General features: G+C 55.1%; 16 protein-coding genes and 1 pseudogene. 13 read left to right on the top strand and 4 right to left on the bottom strand.

Annotated elements, in window-relative coordinates:
* Positions 1-115 precede the first annotated feature (115 nt).
* Entirely contained in the window at positions 116-2449 is a 2334-nt protein-coding gene (locus GQX66_RS00985; RefSeq protein WP_240865232.1) for an ATP-dependent endonuclease, read from the top strand.
* Positions 2446-4347, top strand: coding sequence for a UvrD-helicase domain-containing protein (locus GQX66_RS00980; protein WP_240865230.1), 1902 nt, complete (start codon positions 2446-2448; stop codon positions 4345-4347). The genes GQX66_RS00985 and GQX66_RS00980 overlap by 4 nt, the downstream gene beginning before the upstream one ends.
* A gap of 137 nt (positions 4348-4484) precedes the next feature.
* Here the strand turns inward: GQX66_RS00980 and GQX66_RS00975 are convergent, their stop codons facing one another.
* Both GQX66_RS00975 and GQX66_RS00970 read right to left on the bottom strand, forming a co-directional pair.
* Entirely contained in the window at positions 4485-5123 is a 639-nt protein-coding gene (locus tag GQX66_RS00975) for a hypothetical protein (protein WP_240865228.1), read from the bottom strand.
* 13 nt (positions 5124-5136) lie between these two features.
* Positions 5137-5547, bottom strand: coding sequence for a hypothetical protein (locus tag GQX66_RS00970; protein WP_240865226.1), 411 nt, complete (start codon positions 5545-5547; stop codon positions 5137-5139).
* A 619-nt stretch (positions 5548-6166) separates the two neighbouring features.
* Here GQX66_RS00970 and GQX66_RS00965 point away from each other — a divergent pair.
* The 7 genes from GQX66_RS00965 (at position 6167) to yfcF (ending at position 11476) form a co-directional block, all read left to right on the top strand.
* Positions 6167-6385, top strand: a complete 219-nt coding sequence (locus tag GQX66_RS00965) for a hypothetical protein (protein WP_011333849.1) — start codon at positions 6167-6169, stop codon at positions 6383-6385.
* Between the two features lie 222 nt (positions 6386-6607).
* Positions 6608-6964 carry a hypothetical protein gene (locus GQX66_RS00960; RefSeq protein WP_240865209.1) on the top strand — a complete coding sequence of 119 codons (357 nt, stop codon included), beginning with the start codon at positions 6608-6610 and terminating at the stop codon, positions 6962-6964.
* Positions 6965-7319: 355 nt separating this feature from the next.
* Positions 7320-7679, top strand: a complete 360-nt coding sequence (locus tag GQX66_RS00955; RefSeq protein ID WP_240865207.1) for a hypothetical protein — start codon at positions 7320-7322, stop codon at positions 7677-7679.
* Between the two features lie 316 nt (positions 7680-7995).
* Positions 7996-8418, top strand: a complete 423-nt coding sequence (locus GQX66_RS00950; RefSeq protein ID WP_129972578.1) for a DUF4952 domain-containing protein — start codon at positions 7996-7998, stop codon at positions 8416-8418.
* A 351-nt stretch (positions 8419-8769) separates the two neighbouring features.
* Entirely contained in the window at positions 8770-9744 is a 975-nt protein-coding gene (locus GQX66_RS00945) for a quinone oxidoreductase (protein WP_240865200.1), read from the top strand.
* A gap of 36 nt (positions 9745-9780) precedes the next feature.
* Complete coding sequence (locus GQX66_RS00940) at positions 9781-10710, top strand: LysR family transcriptional regulator (RefSeq protein WP_240865191.1); 930 nt, start codon at positions 9781-9783, stop codon at positions 10708-10710.
* Between the two features lie 133 nt (positions 10711-10843).
* Positions 10844-11476, top strand: a complete 633-nt coding sequence (gene yfcF, locus GQX66_RS00935; protein WP_240865189.1) for a glutathione transferase — start codon at positions 10844-10846, stop codon at positions 11474-11476.
* 209 nt (positions 11477-11685) lie between these two features.
* On the opposite strand, the gene GQX66_RS00930 is transcribed toward yfcF, so the two are convergent.
* The gene (locus tag GQX66_RS00930; protein WP_240865187.1) at positions 11686-12141 is read right to left on the bottom strand and encodes a GNAT family N-acetyltransferase; all 456 of its coding nucleotides are present in this window, start codon (positions 12139-12141) and stop codon (positions 11686-11688) included.
* 13 nt (positions 12142-12154) lie between these two features.
* Here GQX66_RS00930 and GQX66_RS28545 point away from each other — a divergent pair, with 13 nt between their 5' ends.
* From GQX66_RS28545 to GQX66_RS00910, 4 genes and pseudogenes are all read left to right on the top strand, one after another.
* A complete protein-coding gene (locus tag GQX66_RS28545; RefSeq protein WP_346769657.1) occupies positions 12155-12412 on the top strand; it encodes a hypothetical protein in 258 nt (85 codons plus the stop codon).
* A gap of 209 nt (positions 12413-12621) precedes the next feature.
* The gene (locus GQX66_RS00920; RefSeq protein WP_240865179.1) at positions 12622-13380 is read left to right on the top strand and encodes a sulfite exporter TauE/SafE family protein; all 759 of its coding nucleotides are present in this window, start codon (positions 12622-12624) and stop codon (positions 13378-13380) included.
* An 86-nt stretch (positions 13381-13466) separates the two neighbouring features.
* Positions 13467-14382, top strand: a pseudogene (locus GQX66_RS00915) (alpha/beta hydrolase).
* A gap of 165 nt (positions 14383-14547) precedes the next feature.
* Entirely contained in the window at positions 14548-14853 is a 306-nt protein-coding gene (locus tag GQX66_RS00910; protein ID WP_240865174.1) for a hypothetical protein, read from the top strand.
* A 79-nt stretch (positions 14854-14932) separates the two neighbouring features.
* Here the strand turns inward: GQX66_RS00910 and GQX66_RS00905 are convergent, their stop codons facing one another.
* Positions 14933-15379: an anti-virulence regulator CigR family protein gene (locus GQX66_RS00905; protein WP_039773166.1), complete on the bottom strand. Its 447-nt coding sequence runs from the start codon at positions 15377-15379 to the stop codon at positions 14933-14935.
* Positions 15380-15400 lie beyond the last annotated feature (21 nt).

Raw genomic sequence — 15400 nt, 5'->3', positions numbered from 1 at the left:
CCAGAAGCACACATTGGTCAGAATGAATGCATCTAACTATATTTCTAGGTCAGCCTAGGAAAGTAGAAGCGACTCGTTCAGTTTTCAAAATAAGATCTTCATGGAGCGAAGTAATATGCATATTGAGACTGTTTGGGTGCGTAATTTCCGTCGTCTAAAGGACACTCGCATCGACCTGGCGTCCGATATTTCGATATTCGTTGGGGCCAACAACAGCGGTAAAACATCAGCGGCGCACGCTTTGCAGCTTTTTACCTCAGCGTCAAAGGATCGATTTACCCTCCATGATTTCAGCTCAGAGTGCTGGGATGCCATCAACGCTTTCGGAGAAGGGGCAGACGGAGTCGAACTGCCAACCATCTCTATCGACATCTGGTTTTGCGTCACACCAGCTGATCTGCATCGAGTTGTAGATCTGCTACCTAGCCTTGAGTGGCAAGGTAGCCGCGTTGGTATGCGAGTGGAACTCGCAGCAGCAGATGCCGGCGTTCTGAGAACCAGTTTCCAAGAAGCACGGGCCATCGCACGGCGTGCACAGTTGCAGCCAGCAGGGGAAGGCGTGGCACAGGGAAATGTGGAGACAGCCATTGCGCAAGACGTGTACACCCCCCGACCCCGTGATCTTTGTGACTTCATTGCAAACACCGTAGGTGACAGGCTACGGCGTGATTTTGAATTGAGATACTACATACTCGATAGCGCCGGATTTGACGCTGAATTTAAACAACTTGATGGTTACGTGCCTCTACGCCTAATTCCTGATAAGGGCCGCAGTGGCAGAGATGTGTTGAATAGCTTGGTAAAGGTCGACTGTTTACATGCCCAGCGTCATCTGTCCGACTCCAATGCTGGGTCTCGATCCGAAGACCTCTCCCGTTGTTTGAGCCGCTTCTATGAACGGAACCTTGAGAAGCGAGGCGAGGATTACGACGCCCAGCGCGCACTATATCAGTCCGAAAGTCTGCTGAATGAACACCTGGAGCGCGTCTTCGGCCCGACTTTGGAGCGTTTGGCCGACCTGGGCTATCCTGGGGTCAACAATCCTCGACTGCTGATTAAAACGGCATTGAATCCTGCGACCATTCTGAGTAGCCATGATGGGGCACGTGTTCACTACGCACTCGGCGCTCTCCGGACGCCAGAAGTCACGGCAACTTTGCCAGATAGGTACAACGGCCTCGGTTTCAAGAACCTGATTTACATGGTTGTTGAACTCCTCGATGTTCACGGTCAGTGGTTGGACATTGAGGAAAACCGACCACCGCTTCACCTAATATTCATAGAGGAGCCGGAGGCGCATCTCCACGCTCAGCTGCAGCAGGTATTTATCCGGAAAGTTTTAGACATCCTCACCGTGCCCGAGGAAGACGCCCCCTATTGCACCAGCCAGCTTGTAGTCTCCACGCACTCGCCGCACGTCCTTTATGAGCGAGGCTTTAAACCTATTCGATATTTTCGGCGAGTAGCGGATGCCGGTATACAACAATCTCAAGTACTCAGCATGGCAGCCTTTTATGAGAATGCCGAATTTCCTAACGACCCAAATGACCGCACCAGGGATTTTCTTGAGCGATATCTCAGGCTAACTCACTGTGACATTTTCTTCGCTGACGCGGCCATTTTGGTTGAAGGGAACGTCGAACGGCTGCTGATGCCGCAAATGATTGCTAAAGCTGCACCTCGACTTCAATCGAACTATTTAAGTGTTTTGGAGGTAGGCGGCGCGTTCGGACACCGATTCAAAGGCCTAATTGATTTCTTGGGGCTCACATCTCTGATCGTGACAGACATTGACAGTGTTACACCGCCCGCACCGGGTGCTTTACTTGCAAACGGCGAAGTGCCGGGTGATGAGGATCCAGCGGATGCAGCGCCTGACGACGATGAGGACGCCGAGGAGGCTGAAGCGAGACGTAGAGGGCGCAAGGCGTGCATGGTCCATGAAGCTGGGGCTCTTACTTCAAATCAGACGTTAATCAAGTGGCTGCCTAGGTGCACCACAATCGACGATCTGCTGGCTGCGACTGCCGAACAGCGCACTCAACTCCGAGACGCAGAAGGTGGCGCCCTCGTACGCGTTACTTACCAGACACCTGTAGCGGTGGTGTGGGGAGAAGCGACTCAGATTAGGACAGGGAGGACGTTGGAGGAAGCGTTCGCACTGCAAAATTTATCCTGGACACAGCACTTGGATCGCAAGGATCTCGGTCTACGTATCAAGGGTTCCAACAATCTAGAAATCGCAGGTATTGCAGAGCGCCTTTACCGAAAGGTCAAAAGCTCAAGCTTTCGTAAAACTGATTTCGCTCTCGGGCTGCTGGCCCAAGAACCGTCGACATGGACGGTACCAAATTACATTTCGGAAGGTCTTCGCTGGTTGGAAGATCTTGTCGCCCCGCCACCGCCCACAGCAGCGGAAGCGGAGCCTCTCAATGGAGGCGAGCTATGACGGCGCGTATCGGTCAGCCGGATACTCAAGCAGATATCGAATTAAGGCTGTGCTTGGACCAGCATCCTCAACGCAGCTTTATCATGGTTGCTGGCGCGGGTTCTGGAAAGACGACATCGCTGGTAAAGGCCCTTGCGCACCTAGGCCAGACTCGCAGATTAAAACTAAAAATGCGTGGCCAGAGAGTCGCTTGCATTACCTACACTGAAGTAGCGGTTAAGGAGATCTGGGGGGACGTAGGTAACGATTCGCTGTTCCACGTCTCGACGATCCATAGTTTTCTATGGACGGTAATAAGACCCTTCCAAGTGAACTTGAAGGCTTGGGTCATCGCGAGGATCCATGAAAAAATCGCCGACGCGCAGCAGCATCATGACAAACCTAGAACTCGGGCAGCAACTCGCGAGCGGCTCGTGAGAGATATCGCGCGTTTCCAGCGCCAGCATGAGGAGGTAGAGCATTTAACTCATTTTAACTATGGCGCCGGAAGCGATTTCGGGCGAGGTGTACTCGGGCACTCCGATGTTATTACCGCTGCAGTCGAACTAATCGAGCAGAGTCAATTGCTTCGTGATGTCATAGCCAGCAGGTATCCAGTCATTTTCATTGATGAAAGCCAAGACACACGTCCGGAAGTAGTGGCTGTATTCAAAAGGATCGCCGAGACGACTACCGTAGAATTCTGTCTGGGTTTTTTTGGCGATCCGATGCAAAAAATCTACCTTGATGGAGCTGGAGCCATTGAGGCGCCCCCTGGCTGGAAGCATATTACCAAGCCAGAAAACTTTCGGTGTCCGCAGCGAGTGCTAGAGGTAGTAAATGCTATCCGGGAACCCGATGACGGTTTGTCTCAAACACGAGGCCGGATAAATTGGGTCGACGGTATTCCTGAACCTGTCATGGGATCTGCACGATTCTTCCTACTGAGAGCGGATGAACATCGGTCTATGAAGCTGGCTAAAGTTCGTGAATGGATGCGTCATGCGAACGATGACGTGCTTTGGGTGAGTGATGACCCTGTCGCTGACTTCAGGGTGTTGGTAGTCGTGCATCGGATGGCGGCGGCGAGGCTCGGCTTCCCTAATCTTTACGCTGCTTTGAATGACAACAATGCACCACCGTCCATCAAGGAAGGCCTTAAGGACGGCACCGCATGGCCACTGCGGCCGTTTCTAAATTACTTGCTACCCTTAGCAACGGCGGTTTCAGAGGGCCGCAAGCTCGACGTCATGACCTTCCTGCGTGCGGAATGCCCGTTACTGCAGCCAACCGCGCTGGTCGGTGGTGATTCGGTGGCGGTTCTTCGAGCATTGCAAGCATCCACGACAGAGTTGGCTAGACTCATTTTTTCGAGTGACGCACTGTTGCGGGACGTGCTCGTTCACTCCCAGGCAACAGGTCTGCTGCAGCTGGACGACTCATGGGAAAAATACTTAGATCCAGACCGCCAAGCCGACGATGATGATGATCCTGAGATCCCGGCCGTGTTGGCTTTCCTACGTTGCGGTGTCGATGAATTGGCTGGCTATCGCCACTACCTCGAAGATCTTTCACCGTTTGCGACGCAGCAGGGAGTGAAGGGGGCGGAATTCGAACGCGTTTTGGTGCTCATAGATGACGAAGAAGGTAGAGGGCAAAGGCAGTTCTCCTACGAAAAATACTTCGGCATTGTGGAGCCCTCAGATACTGATACGGAAAACCTTGAACAAGGCAACGATAGCGTGATGGATCGTACCAGGAGGCTTTTCTATGTGTGTTGTTCTCGAGCGACAAGGGATCTCGCTGTGGTCATGTTCGTGCATGACATCGAAAACGCTCGAGAAAAAATCACGGAGACCGGCATTTTCGAATCTGACGACATTGTGACTGAGCAGGCGTTGGAAGCCGCAACAACTTAGAACTAAAAGGGACAGAACTAAAAGGGACAGATTTATTTTTCTAAAAATCTGTCGCCTTTTTATCCTTTTCTTGTATAGCGCGTTGCATGCAATCAATTTCCTGTTCGAATTTAGTAATAGCTCATCCGCTTTCATGTCTAACTTTGACGTGGAGGAAAATGACTTTTGAGATTGATAGTGCTCAATCTCCGCCTGTCGACGGTGTACTCATACTCCCCCAGATAAATACTGTGAGCTGAAGGGCCGGCGATTATTGCATCCGCGGGTGCGATGGTTTCCAAGATCACTCCACCTTTGCCCTCCGCGTTCAAACCACCAGCAAACATTCTGGCCACACTCTCTTTATCACTCCAAGCGGTTCCAATTTTCCCGAGTTCGAATCGATTGAAATTTTCTCCACGATAGAGGAGCAGCGCAGGCCCGTTGTACCTTGGCAACCACTTCCATAGCATATCCATCAATAACTCGTCATCGTCAACAAGTGCTCGAATATGATGGTGTCCGACATGCCACTGAGTATGAAACTGGTCAGCAACTTCAGAACTCGTAGGTGCACAAGCAGCCAACTCTTTCATTAGAGCCCGCCATTCATCTCTATGCCTATTGACATCAGGCCCCCTCAGGAGGGGGCCGTATTCTCCACCCTTGAGAATATGAGCTAATAAGGGTGGGTAACCTGTCAGCCCGAGGACAGTGGCTGAAAATTCTTTTCTCATTTTTAAAGCGCGCAAGTCAATATCAATACACAAGGTCGAAATATCATCTTTTAACAGCACCTTCACTCCTTTTCTATAACAACTTAAAAATTATCAAAATAAAGACTAAGCAGAGAAGCCCGACCAAAATGAAGTGAATTAATGTGAAGCCCTCTGCCTTAGCTCTGGCAGCCTGCAAAGCTACATCCGCGGCCCACTCCTGACGTTTGCGGAGAGCTTGTTCTTCTGTCTTTGTCCGTCTAGCGTCGCTCTCTTGCTGAACGAGCTGAGCAACTCGATATTTTAGGTAAAGCGCCTGTGCATGGGGTTCTACCCCATTTGACTCTGCGAAAGCCTTGGCGCGAAGGCCTGGGATGATTGCTCCCTTCTCCAACTCTTCAGCGACAATAGCGTAAAAGTGCTCATCATTGATGCTTGGTTTCCTCATGCCATTTCTCTCATTGCCTATGGTAGGGAAGTAGTTTTTTGGGTCTGGCGGTCCCATGTTGCCTTCACTATTGCGGATAAAGCGCAATCTTTGCTATGGAGAATCGAACGCGATCAGCCTACCAGCGCTATATGAGCTTGTTCTGTCCATGCTAGACATCATCAGGTGAATCAATCGTTTTTAACGACTTCGCATAAGCAGCCTTGGCCCTTAACTTACCTCCCCCCCAGATTGCCAACGCAGCCAACACTAAGGTGACCAAGCCCATTGCAAAATTGGTCCCGGGGCTAGGCAGCGCCCCTGTAGCAGCGGCGATAACTCTCATGATTCCCGAGAAGGTCCAAACGCAGCCAAGAATTGTCAATATCCATCCGATAATGCGCATTGCAGTCTTTTCTCGATTATTTTAAAGATAGCGAAGGACTGTAACATTTAATCGACCCTTACTCCGCTGAAGTCGAGTGCCCCTTACTGGGCACTTCCGAACTTACACAAATGTTACGTAGCTTTGAAAGCACATCATCAGAAAAAACAGTAAAGGGTCCAGTGAAGGGGGCGAATTTATTTTCAGATGACGTCCCACCTCTTCTTGGTCTATGGAGGCATTGTGATAGCATTCCTGCGCTTCCCCCCGGATAGGGGGATTTTTTCTACATCCCGCAAGGAATATGCCCTCGTGAAAGACTTCGTCATCAGCGTTAACAACACCGTCCTCTATCTCTCCCTGGCATTCATCTGGCTGGTCGCTATCGTCGCGATTTTCACCAGTGGGTTCTTGCCGGCGCTGGGTATCTTCGTGGCCGGCACCCTGTGCTGGTGCATCATTTCCGGCTTCTGGTTCGTCCAGTCGGCGACCTACGAAGAACTGCGCAAGCTGAACGCCAGCAAAAACTGAAACATCAGAGTGGAGCCGCAAATGCCCCGCCCTACCCTGAGCGCTTGGTTCCGAGCCAAGCGCTCTCGCCCACCGCGAATGGCTCGCATAAATCCCGCGTTCTCCGAAATCCTGAAAATCCCGCCGTTCCCTTTCTGCCAATAAAGCCCAGTACTATCTCTCAAGAAATATCTTCGTCTCTTGTCCTCATCCATTGAGTGGCGAACTAAAAGGAGTTTGGTTTTGGGACATCTTCTGACTGAGCCGCAGCTGACCGACGTCAGAGCTGCACTCTCCTGGCCTTTCAACGATTTGCCGGTCGAATACGATTACGTAGCGGCGGAGGTCAGAGGCATCGATCCTGACGTGCTCTACGAAATCCTTTATTCAGAGGTCGCGCCGGTGTGCTTCACCAACCTTGTGGCTGCTGTGCCTCCGGTATGGACTGGCTTTGATCCAGACTCGCTCAGGGTAACGATCGAGGAAAGGCTGGCAGCGAGGGAGAACAGCTGGTTTCGCAGGCAGTTTGATAAGGCGTTGGTTTGCTGGCTGCAATACAACTACGGCTACATCTGGAAGGAGATTTCCTCCAGGCTTTAAGCGCTTAAACAGCTCCGTTTAAAGCAACCCGCCGTAACTTCCCCAAGGCTACAACGCCTTGCGTCATTGCCTACGACTACGCCAGAATCCGCCGGCTTGTGCGTCTACGACGCGGGTCTTATCGTTTCCCGGTCACTGAAAAACAGTGATGGGGTTTGGTAGCCCCGGATTATCGTAGGTTGCATAAGCATCATGATGTGCAGTGTCTGAAAGACTCCGCGTCATGGTGGTCATGCACAGGGCGTCCTCGGGCGCGCCGGTTCCTACGTCCCGGTCTACCAACCTGAGCATGGCCGCCACCCATCGTTTGGTAGCGAGAGTGTCGGCTCCCATTTGACGATGTAGGAGTTTCACCATGATCAAACCAACACCCAACCCGCCCGAAACCGACCCCACCTCCCCCTACGAATCCCCCAACTCCAAAAAACTCCACGACGCCGCCGAACGTGCGCTGGATCACTACCTCTTCCCCGCCGCCGGGATCATGTCGTCCTTGAACGAGCCCGAGCGGATGTACCTGGCCAATCCGAAATACAACACAGAATGCCTACTAACCAACGCCAGCGAAAACCTTGGGGCGGCCAGTGAGATGCTCAGCAATTTCGCGGCAACGCTCGATCCGTCGCATCGCAAGACGGCGATCGGTATTGCGCAGGTGGTGATGATTGCCGAGCTGGCGGTGAATCAGGCGCTGGATCACGTCGAAGTGGCGTAATCGGTCGGCTCCTGTAGGAGCAGTCAGTGGCTGCTTCTACAGCGAAATTTGTGTGGGATGCCTGGGTGCCCGTTCAGCTTTCACAATGCTGGATATGGTGAAATTTGGAGATTCAAGATCAGACGTACCTCATGGCCCTTGAATCGTTGAGCCCTCTCCAGTTGATGATCTGCTGATAAGAGCCACCCAGAAATCCCATGCTTATTTACCCTCGCTATACTGCCGCGCAGCAGACGAAGGTTTAGCTGTTCAGTACCGATCTTTGTTTCTGGCGGTGTGAGGGTGTCTTGGGGGAAATGAGGTCGTGGAAAAATAGATGAAAAAGTTATTCCTTGGACTCTTGTTCGGAGTGCTATCTGTCTTGGCCGGTTGCGCAAAGGCTGAACCGCACTGTGAGGACTTCCTGGCAAAAATCAGCGACAAACCTGAATTTGTTGAGCTTCTGACGTGCACCCAGGACAGCGACATACAAGGGAAACCTTTGATTGCTCGCTACCGAGTAAAAGGCCTTGATGCGCTTGAAGCTGAACGATACATGCATCAGAGCTTCGGTCTGCCACAGCTTCAGCATATGTGTTGCGGATGGGATTCAGCACCGTTCTTCTATCGCGATAAAAAAACACATGTGGGGTACATGCTGGGTATGGGGTCCGAAGAAACGCCAATAGACAAAAGGGATTCGTGGTCAGAAATTAAGTATTTCTACATTAACGTTTCCCTCTTTACTGAAGACACCTAAACACAACGTCGCCCAACTCGGATTAACCAAAAAAGCGTCGCTAGTCGACGGCTGAATCTGGAAAGAGATTTCCTCCAGGCGGCTTCTGTAGCGCGTCCACCGCTGCTGCAGGAAAAAGCGCGGCTCAAGAGGTTATGGAATGCAAAACAGCCCGGGCCGACACCCTCGTTAACTACGAAGGGCGTCGGCCCGGGCTGTTTGCGTTTCAGTAAAGGGCGTTGAATTCGAACCACGCGGGGCCTTGATCCAATTACTGCATCGAATGCACATATGAACTGCATTCAACCCGACTAGTGCTCCAAACGCAGGCCTTTAGACTCTCCCCACGATCAACGTAAGGGAGCATTCAACATGGTCACCACCGCCGTCATCCATCAAACCGGTGAGCCTCAAGCCATTCAGCTCGAGCAATCCACCGCTCAAACGCCCGGCCCCGCCGAGGTCTGGCTTGAGCAGTTCGCCATTGGCGTCAACCCGCTCGATTTGAGCCAACGTTCCGGTGCCGCGCCGTTGGCGTTGCCTTCCGGGCTGGGGCTTGAGGGCGCCGGGCGGGTTGTGGCGGTGGGGGCCGATGTGACGAACGTGGCGGTCGGCGACCGGGTCGCCTATGCCACGGGCCCTGTCGGCGCCTATGCCAGCGCCCGCCTCTACCCGGCCAATCGGCTGGTGAAGATTCCCGACAGCCTGAGTTTCGAGGACGCGGCGGCTGTGCTGTTCAAGGGCATCACCGCGCAGTATTTGCTCAAGTCCACCTACCCGGTCGGGCCGGGTTCGACGGTGCTGATCTACGGCGCGGCCGGTGCGCTGGGGCAGATCATGGTGCCGTGGGCGAAGCATTTGGGGGCGTTGGTGATTGGTGTGGTGTCCGGCGCCGAGAGTGTCGAGCGGGCCCGGTTGGCGGGTTGTGATGAGGTGTTGGTGTTCGATGCGGCGACGCTGGCCGACGCGGTGATCGACTTCACTCAGGGCAAGAAAGTGGATGTGGTGTACGACCCGATTGGCCGGGTGTCTTTCGAGGCGTCGTTGAATTGCCTGCGTCCGCACGGGTTGCTGGTGTCGTTCGGCATGGCGTCGGGGGCGCCGGCGCCGGTCGAGATCAGCACTCTGAACACCAAGGGTTCGTTGTTCCTGACCCGACCGTCCCTCGCCGCGCACACCGCCACGCCGGAGGAATACCAGCAGCGCGCAAAGGACGTGTTGCAAGCGATTGACGCCGGTATCATCCAGCCCAATGTCGGGCGTCGTTATCCGCTGGCGGACGCCGCCCGGGCCCATACCGATCTGCACCGGGGCGGTTTGCCGGGGGCGGTTGTGCTGGTGCCTTGAGTCTTTTTTCGAGTCATCCACGAGGGTTGTCGTTGCATGGATCTGTTCGATAGCCGTCAGGCCGATGAAGTCGCCACCCTGCTGGCCCTGGCCGAGCACGGCTCGTTTGCGGCGGCGGGCCGGACGTTGCAGCGCCATCCCTCGGTGCTGTCGAAACGGCTCAGCGCGCTGGAGTCACGGCTGGGGGTGCGGCTGATCGAGCGCACCACCCGGCAATTGCGTTTCACCGATGAGGGGCAACGGCTGGTGGCGCGGTTCGGGCATGCGGTCAGCCTGATCGCCGAAGCGGAGCAGGATGCGCGCGAGGGTGCCGCCGAAGTTCGCGGGCGTTTGCGCATCGCCCTGCCGGCCGCCATGGGGCGGCTGTGGCTGGGGGATATCGTTTCGGCGTTTGCCCTGGCCCATCCGAACGTGGCGCTGGAGGTTGAATATGCCGAGCGCTTTGTCGATATCGTCGCTGAAGGTTTCGACGCAGCGATCCGCATTGGCGAGCTGGCGGACAATCGGCTGGTGGCGAAAAAGCTCTGCGATCACCGCCGAATCCTTTGTGCCGCGCCCTCCTATCTTCAACAGCATGGCGAGCCGAAAACGCCGGCGGATCTTGCCGATCATCAATGCCTGGGGTTTACCGGGTTGCATTCGTATCCCGAATGGCGACTGACCCGAGGCGATGAGAAACACACTCTGAAAATTCGCAGCCGACTGGTCAGCAACGACAATGAAGCGCAGCTGTGTGCCGCGCGCATGGGCGTGGGGATTTTGGCCGGCGGCGACTGGCTGATGACCAACGACCTGCGCGAGGGGCGTCTGGTGCGGGTGCTGCCCGAGTGGCAACTGGATGCTGACACGAGGGTTTATCTGGTGCGGCCTTCGTCGCGGTTTAACACCGCGACGACTACGGCGTTCAAGGACTGGATCGAGGGCGCTTTTGCTGAAGGTGCGCCTTGGGTGACGCTGGCCCGCTGATTTGCAAACCGTGATGGGAAATCGTGTCGACCTTTTTGCCCATTCCTGATGGGAATGCCCCCATAAAAAACATGAATTTTATTTAAAGCGATCAATCTTTTAGCGTGGCCATTCCGCATATGGAGATGACGCTATGAATGACTCAAGCCTGCGCCTTTACGTCGATGCTCAATTCACAAGTCCCTACGCAATGTCGTGCTTTGTGGCCCTTCGAGAAAAGGGGATCGAGTTCGAAATGAGTACCTTGGACTTGGACAAACTGGAAAACCAGGCCAGCGATTACGCCCGTCTTTCCCTGACTCAAAGAGTGCCCACCCTCGTGCAGGGTGACTTTGCGTTGTCGGAATCATCGGCGATCACGGAATACCTGGAAGATGTGTTCCCCCAAACACCTGTTTACCCACAGCATCCACAAAAACGGGCCGCAGCGAGGCAAGTTCAAGCGTGGCTACGCAGTGATCTGCTCCCAATCCGACAGGAGCGCTCTACCCTTGTCGTGTTCTATGGTCAGAAATACGGACCGTTGTCAGCGTCGGCTGAGGCTGCCAGGCAAAAGTTGGTTGAGGTCGCTCAATGGCTGCTTACCGATAGTCCGGACTACCTTTTTGGTGAATGGTCGATCGCCGATGTTGATCTCGCGTTGATGCTGAACCGATTGATACTCAACGGAGACGCTGTGCCGGCTCAACTGGAGGATTACGCTCAACGCCAATGGCAGCGCAAGACAGTACAAGAGTGGATCAAGCTGGAACGACCTCGACTGTAACGGCAGCATTTTCTTTGCTTTTCTGTTGCTACTCGAGCCTACACCCCCTTGAGCAAGTGCCTACAAATTCACCAGAAAGCGCCGGCTTTCAGGGCTCGCCCCTCAAGCCGTATCCTTTTCCCGTCACCCACATCCCGCCCAAGGCAGTAAGCCGTCCTAATCATCCAGGACGTGCCAAACCCTTGGGCGTTTTTTTTAACAACGGAGGCCTACAGCTCCAATGCCTTCGCCATGATGACCGTGCCCTCCGCCCCGTGAAACTCGTCTCGAACCTTTTCAAACCCAAGCGAAGCATAGAAGCCTTCCGCGGTGATTGAAGAAGGCACACGCAGCCGGTTCAGACCTGCATTGATGGCAAGTGATTGAAGCCTCTCCATCAGTTGCCTTCCGATACCCTTTCCTTGATAGCGCGGGTCGACAAACACACTTCGGACAATGTCGTGATCCAGACTCGCGGTTGCAACGATATGGCTGCCGGTTGTAGCCACCAGAACTTGACGCTCACTCAACAGATGAAGGATCGCCGGGGGAGAAAAACTTCGCGTCACCTGCTCGATGATTTCGGCGGAGTAGTCCTGAACGTTGGATTCGCGCAAAGCACTGATGATCGTTCGACTGATCGCTGGCGCATCTGCATTCGTAGCGTTTCGAATCAGGTAATCCATTAAGGGCCGCTCCTTGCGCGTCATCAAAAAATGGGGAATACGAGCTGCTTTATATAAAACCCATCCTGGACCGGGAGTCGATCATCGTTTCGCGTATTGCCAGGTAAAGCTGACGATACGCCGTCACCAGTTGCGCCTGATTGAACGCCAGATTACGCCCGCCGGGATTGGGCAGGATCCAGACGTCAGCGCCGCCGAACGTGTCCTCTTGCAGCCCCCACTTGATCGACTTCTTGCCGGATACCCGCTGCCGCCAATAAGCCCGGATTGATTCCGCAGAACACCACGTAAAGGTCTTAGGTCAGGATGTCTTCAAGTCCCATGTGCCCCTATCTTTGCAAACTTAATTTTGCCCGAGGCCCACATTCGATCCAGTTGGCAACTGGTCCGTGAATCGGCCTCGAAACTGTAACTGTTCATCCTGCAGACCGTGAGCGAAATTAAGGCCACTCCCCGACCGAGATGAAGTGAGCACACGCCGTGGATCTGACCGTCACCACCCTCCTCGTCACCTTCGCCGGCGTGTTCCTGATCTGCTTCATGAAGGGCGCGTTCGGCGGCGGCTTTGCGATTGTCGGGATTCCGCTGCTGTCGCTGGTGATGGACCCGATTACCGCTGGCGGGCTGCTGGCGCCATTGTTCGTCGCCATGGATCTGTTCAGCCTGCGCTACTGGAAGCCTTCCACCTGGTCAAAAACTGACCTGAAGTTGTTGGTACCAGGTTTGATCGTCGGCATCGGCGCCGGCTATTTGCTTTTCCGGGTATTGGACCACCGCGCCATCGCCATCGTCATGGCGGCGATCACGCTGTTGTTTGTCGGTTTGTGGTTCAAGGCGGGCGGAGAAGTGCAAGTGCGGCCGCGCTCCTCTCCCAAAGCCGTGGCTGCCGGCATTACTTCGGGTATCACGACGATGGTGGCGCATTCCGGCGGGCCGCCACTGGCGATCTATCTGCTGCCGCTGGGGCTGAGCAAGCAGATGTATGCCGGAACGACCAGCCTGTTTTTCACCGTGGGCAATCTTCTCAAGGCAGTGCCATGGCTGCTGCTGGCCAAACCTACCGGCAACGTGCTGACACTGATGCTCGTCAGCTTGCTCGCCATTCCCAGCGGCGTCTGGCTGGGCTGGCGGCTGCACGCCAGACTGGACCAGCGTCAGATGTACCGCGCCTGTTATGGCTTGCTGGTGGTCACGGCATTGAAGCTGTTGTGGGATGGGGTCAGCGGATACCTTTCCTGAAGCGTTGCCAAAATCCAGTTCACAATTCGCACTTCAGCGATCACAAATCCGTCTACGCTCCAGCCACCCCCTCTGGAGTGACCGCCATGATCCGCGCCCTGCTCACCGCTTCCCTGCTGCTGGCCATGAGTGTTCCGGCCCATGCGGATGTGACGCCCTTCCCCGCCTCGTTCCGCACTCAGGACATCGCCGTGGACGGCGCGAAAATCCACACTCGCATCGACGGAAAAGGCCCAGCGGTGGTGCTGTTGCACGGTTTCGGCGACACCGGTGATATGTGGGCGCCGCTGGCGGCGGATCTGGCGAAGGATCACACCGTGGTGGTGCCTGATTTGCGGGGCATGGGCCTGTCGTCGATCCCGGCTGATGGTTACGACAAGAAGACTCAGGCCGGTGATATTCGCGCGGTGCTGGCTTCGCTGGGCATCGAGCATTCGGTGGTGGTCGGTCACGACATCGGCACCATGGTCGCCTTCGCCTACGCCTCGCGTTATCCGCAGCAGACCGATCGCCTGGTGGTGATGGACGCGCCCGTTCCGGGGATCCCGCCGTGGAACGAGATCGTTCGCTCGCCGATGCTCTGGCACTTCGATTTCGGCGGGCCGGATGCAGAACGGCTGGTGGCCGGCCGTGAGCGTATCTACCTCGACCGCTTCTGGAACGAGTTCGCCGGCGACCCGAAAAAAGTCGACGAAGCCACCCGCCAACACTACGCCAAACTCTACGCCCGCCCCGGCGCCATGCACGCGGCGTTCGCCCAGTTCCGCGCGATCCGCCAGGACGCGGTGGACAACGAGGCGTCGATGAAGACCAAACTGAAAATGCCGGTGCTGGCGGTCGGCGGTGAGAAGTCCTTCGGCAACAATGAAGCCATCGTGATGCGTAATGCGTAATGCCGCCGACAACGTCACCGAATTGGTGATCGCCGGTGCGGGTCATTGGCTGATGGAAGAAGCGCCCGTCGAAACCATTCAAGCGATTCGCAGGTTTATTACGCAGTGACTGGCAAGCGAATTGGTGTCATCGGTACCGTTCAGCGCATCTCAGGCCACCGAGCCCAATCATTGACCGCATCAATAACAACCATTAATTCAATGAAGTTCTCATATCAAATCGAAAGCGTAGGATCTGCTCCATACCAACCCACTGCACACGGAGTACAGAACCATGAAACGCCAAACCCTCATCGGCATCGCCTTCTCGCTCTTCGCCCTGAATGCTTTTGCGGCGACTGAAACCGATCCACTGTTCAGCGATGCGGTTGCCGCTGCGACTCAAACCGACCCACTGTTCAGCGATGCTGTTGCCTCTGCGACTCAAACCGATCCATTGTTCAGTGATGCGGTTGCTGCTGCGACCCAGACTGATCCGCTGTTCAGTGATTCGGTTGCCGCGACTGAAACCGATCCGCTGTTCAGTGATGCAGTTGCCGAAGGTGGTTCTGACCGTCTGATCGAAAGTCGTAACGCCTGAATGCCGGGTTTTACCGCAGTACCCGACGAAAGCCCGGCCTTATCCGCCGGGCTTTTTCATATGGGGACAGATCTATTTTTCAATCGAAGGCGCCATTGAGCACTTCATAAATCAGCCCGGTGGCCAGCGCGACCAGGATCAGATCGGTGCCGACCTGCTGCCATTCGTAGCCGTCGTAGTGCGGCAGTCTGCCGACCAGTCGACCATCGAGCTTCTTCGCAATACCGGGCGGCAGCGGTTTGCCCCGCGCCAGGTTCTTCTGGATGCCGGGTGGCAACGCCGGGCCCGGGGTCCAGTAGCCGCGATAGCCTTCCACAATCCCGATCACCCCGCCGCGATCGATACTTGGGCCGTGCCCCTGATAACCGCCCCCGCCTTTTTTCCCCTGATTGCCATGATCCTGGCTGTTATGCGGATTGCCTTTGCCCTGCCCCTTTCCATTGCCAGGATCGGCCAGCGCTGACACCGAAGTGCTCAACAGCGCAATACAGGTCGTGGTCGCAATCAACGTGCGTAAACCGGACATGGGTCGTTCCTTGAATGAATA

This window comes from Pseudomonas sp. B707 (genome assembly GCF_022496685.1).
GTDB classification, from domain to species: domain Bacteria; phylum Pseudomonadota; class Gammaproteobacteria; order Pseudomonadales; family Pseudomonadaceae; genus Aquipseudomonas; species Aquipseudomonas paraglycinae.
The sequence above is the reverse complement of the archived record's forward strand: the minus strand, read 5'-3'. Positions and strand labels throughout refer to the sequence as shown.

What these genes read in the sequence shown, in the direction of transcription:
- GQX66_RS00985 (WP_240865232.1), top strand. Translation starts at nt 116, where the DNA reads ATGCATATTGAGACTGTTTGGGTGCGTAATTTCCGTCGTCTAAAGGAC.
- GQX66_RS00980 (WP_240865230.1), top strand. Translation starts at nt 2,446, where the DNA reads ATGACGGCGCGTATCGGTCAGCCGGATACTCAAGCAGATATCGAATTA.
- GQX66_RS00970 (WP_240865226.1), bottom strand. Translation starts at nt 5,547, where the DNA reads ATGGGACCGCCAGACCCAAAAAACTACTTCCCTACCATAGGCAATGAG.
- GQX66_RS00955 (WP_240865207.1), top strand. Translation starts at nt 7,320, where the DNA reads ATGATCAAACCAACACCCAACCCGCCCGAAACCGACCCCACCTCCCCC.
- GQX66_RS00950 (WP_129972578.1), top strand. Translation starts at nt 7,996, where the DNA reads ATGAAAAAGTTATTCCTTGGACTCTTGTTCGGAGTGCTATCTGTCTTG.
- GQX66_RS00945 (WP_240865200.1), top strand. Translation starts at nt 8,770, where the DNA reads ATGGTCACCACCGCCGTCATCCATCAAACCGGTGAGCCTCAAGCCATT.
- GQX66_RS00940 (WP_240865191.1), top strand. Translation starts at nt 9,781, where the DNA reads ATGGATCTGTTCGATAGCCGTCAGGCCGATGAAGTCGCCACCCTGCTG.
- yfcF (WP_240865189.1), top strand. Translation starts at nt 10,844, where the DNA reads ATGAATGACTCAAGCCTGCGCCTTTACGTCGATGCTCAATTCACAAGT.
- GQX66_RS00930 (WP_240865187.1), bottom strand. Translation starts at nt 12,141, where the DNA reads ATGGATTACCTGATTCGAAACGCTACGAATGCAGATGCGCCAGCGATC.
- GQX66_RS00910 (WP_240865174.1), top strand. Translation starts at nt 14,548, where the DNA reads ATGAAACGCCAAACCCTCATCGGCATCGCCTTCTCGCTCTTCGCCCTG.
- GQX66_RS00905 (WP_039773166.1), bottom strand. Translation starts at nt 15,379, where the DNA reads ATGTCCGGTTTACGCACGTTGATTGCGACCACGACCTGTATTGCGCTG.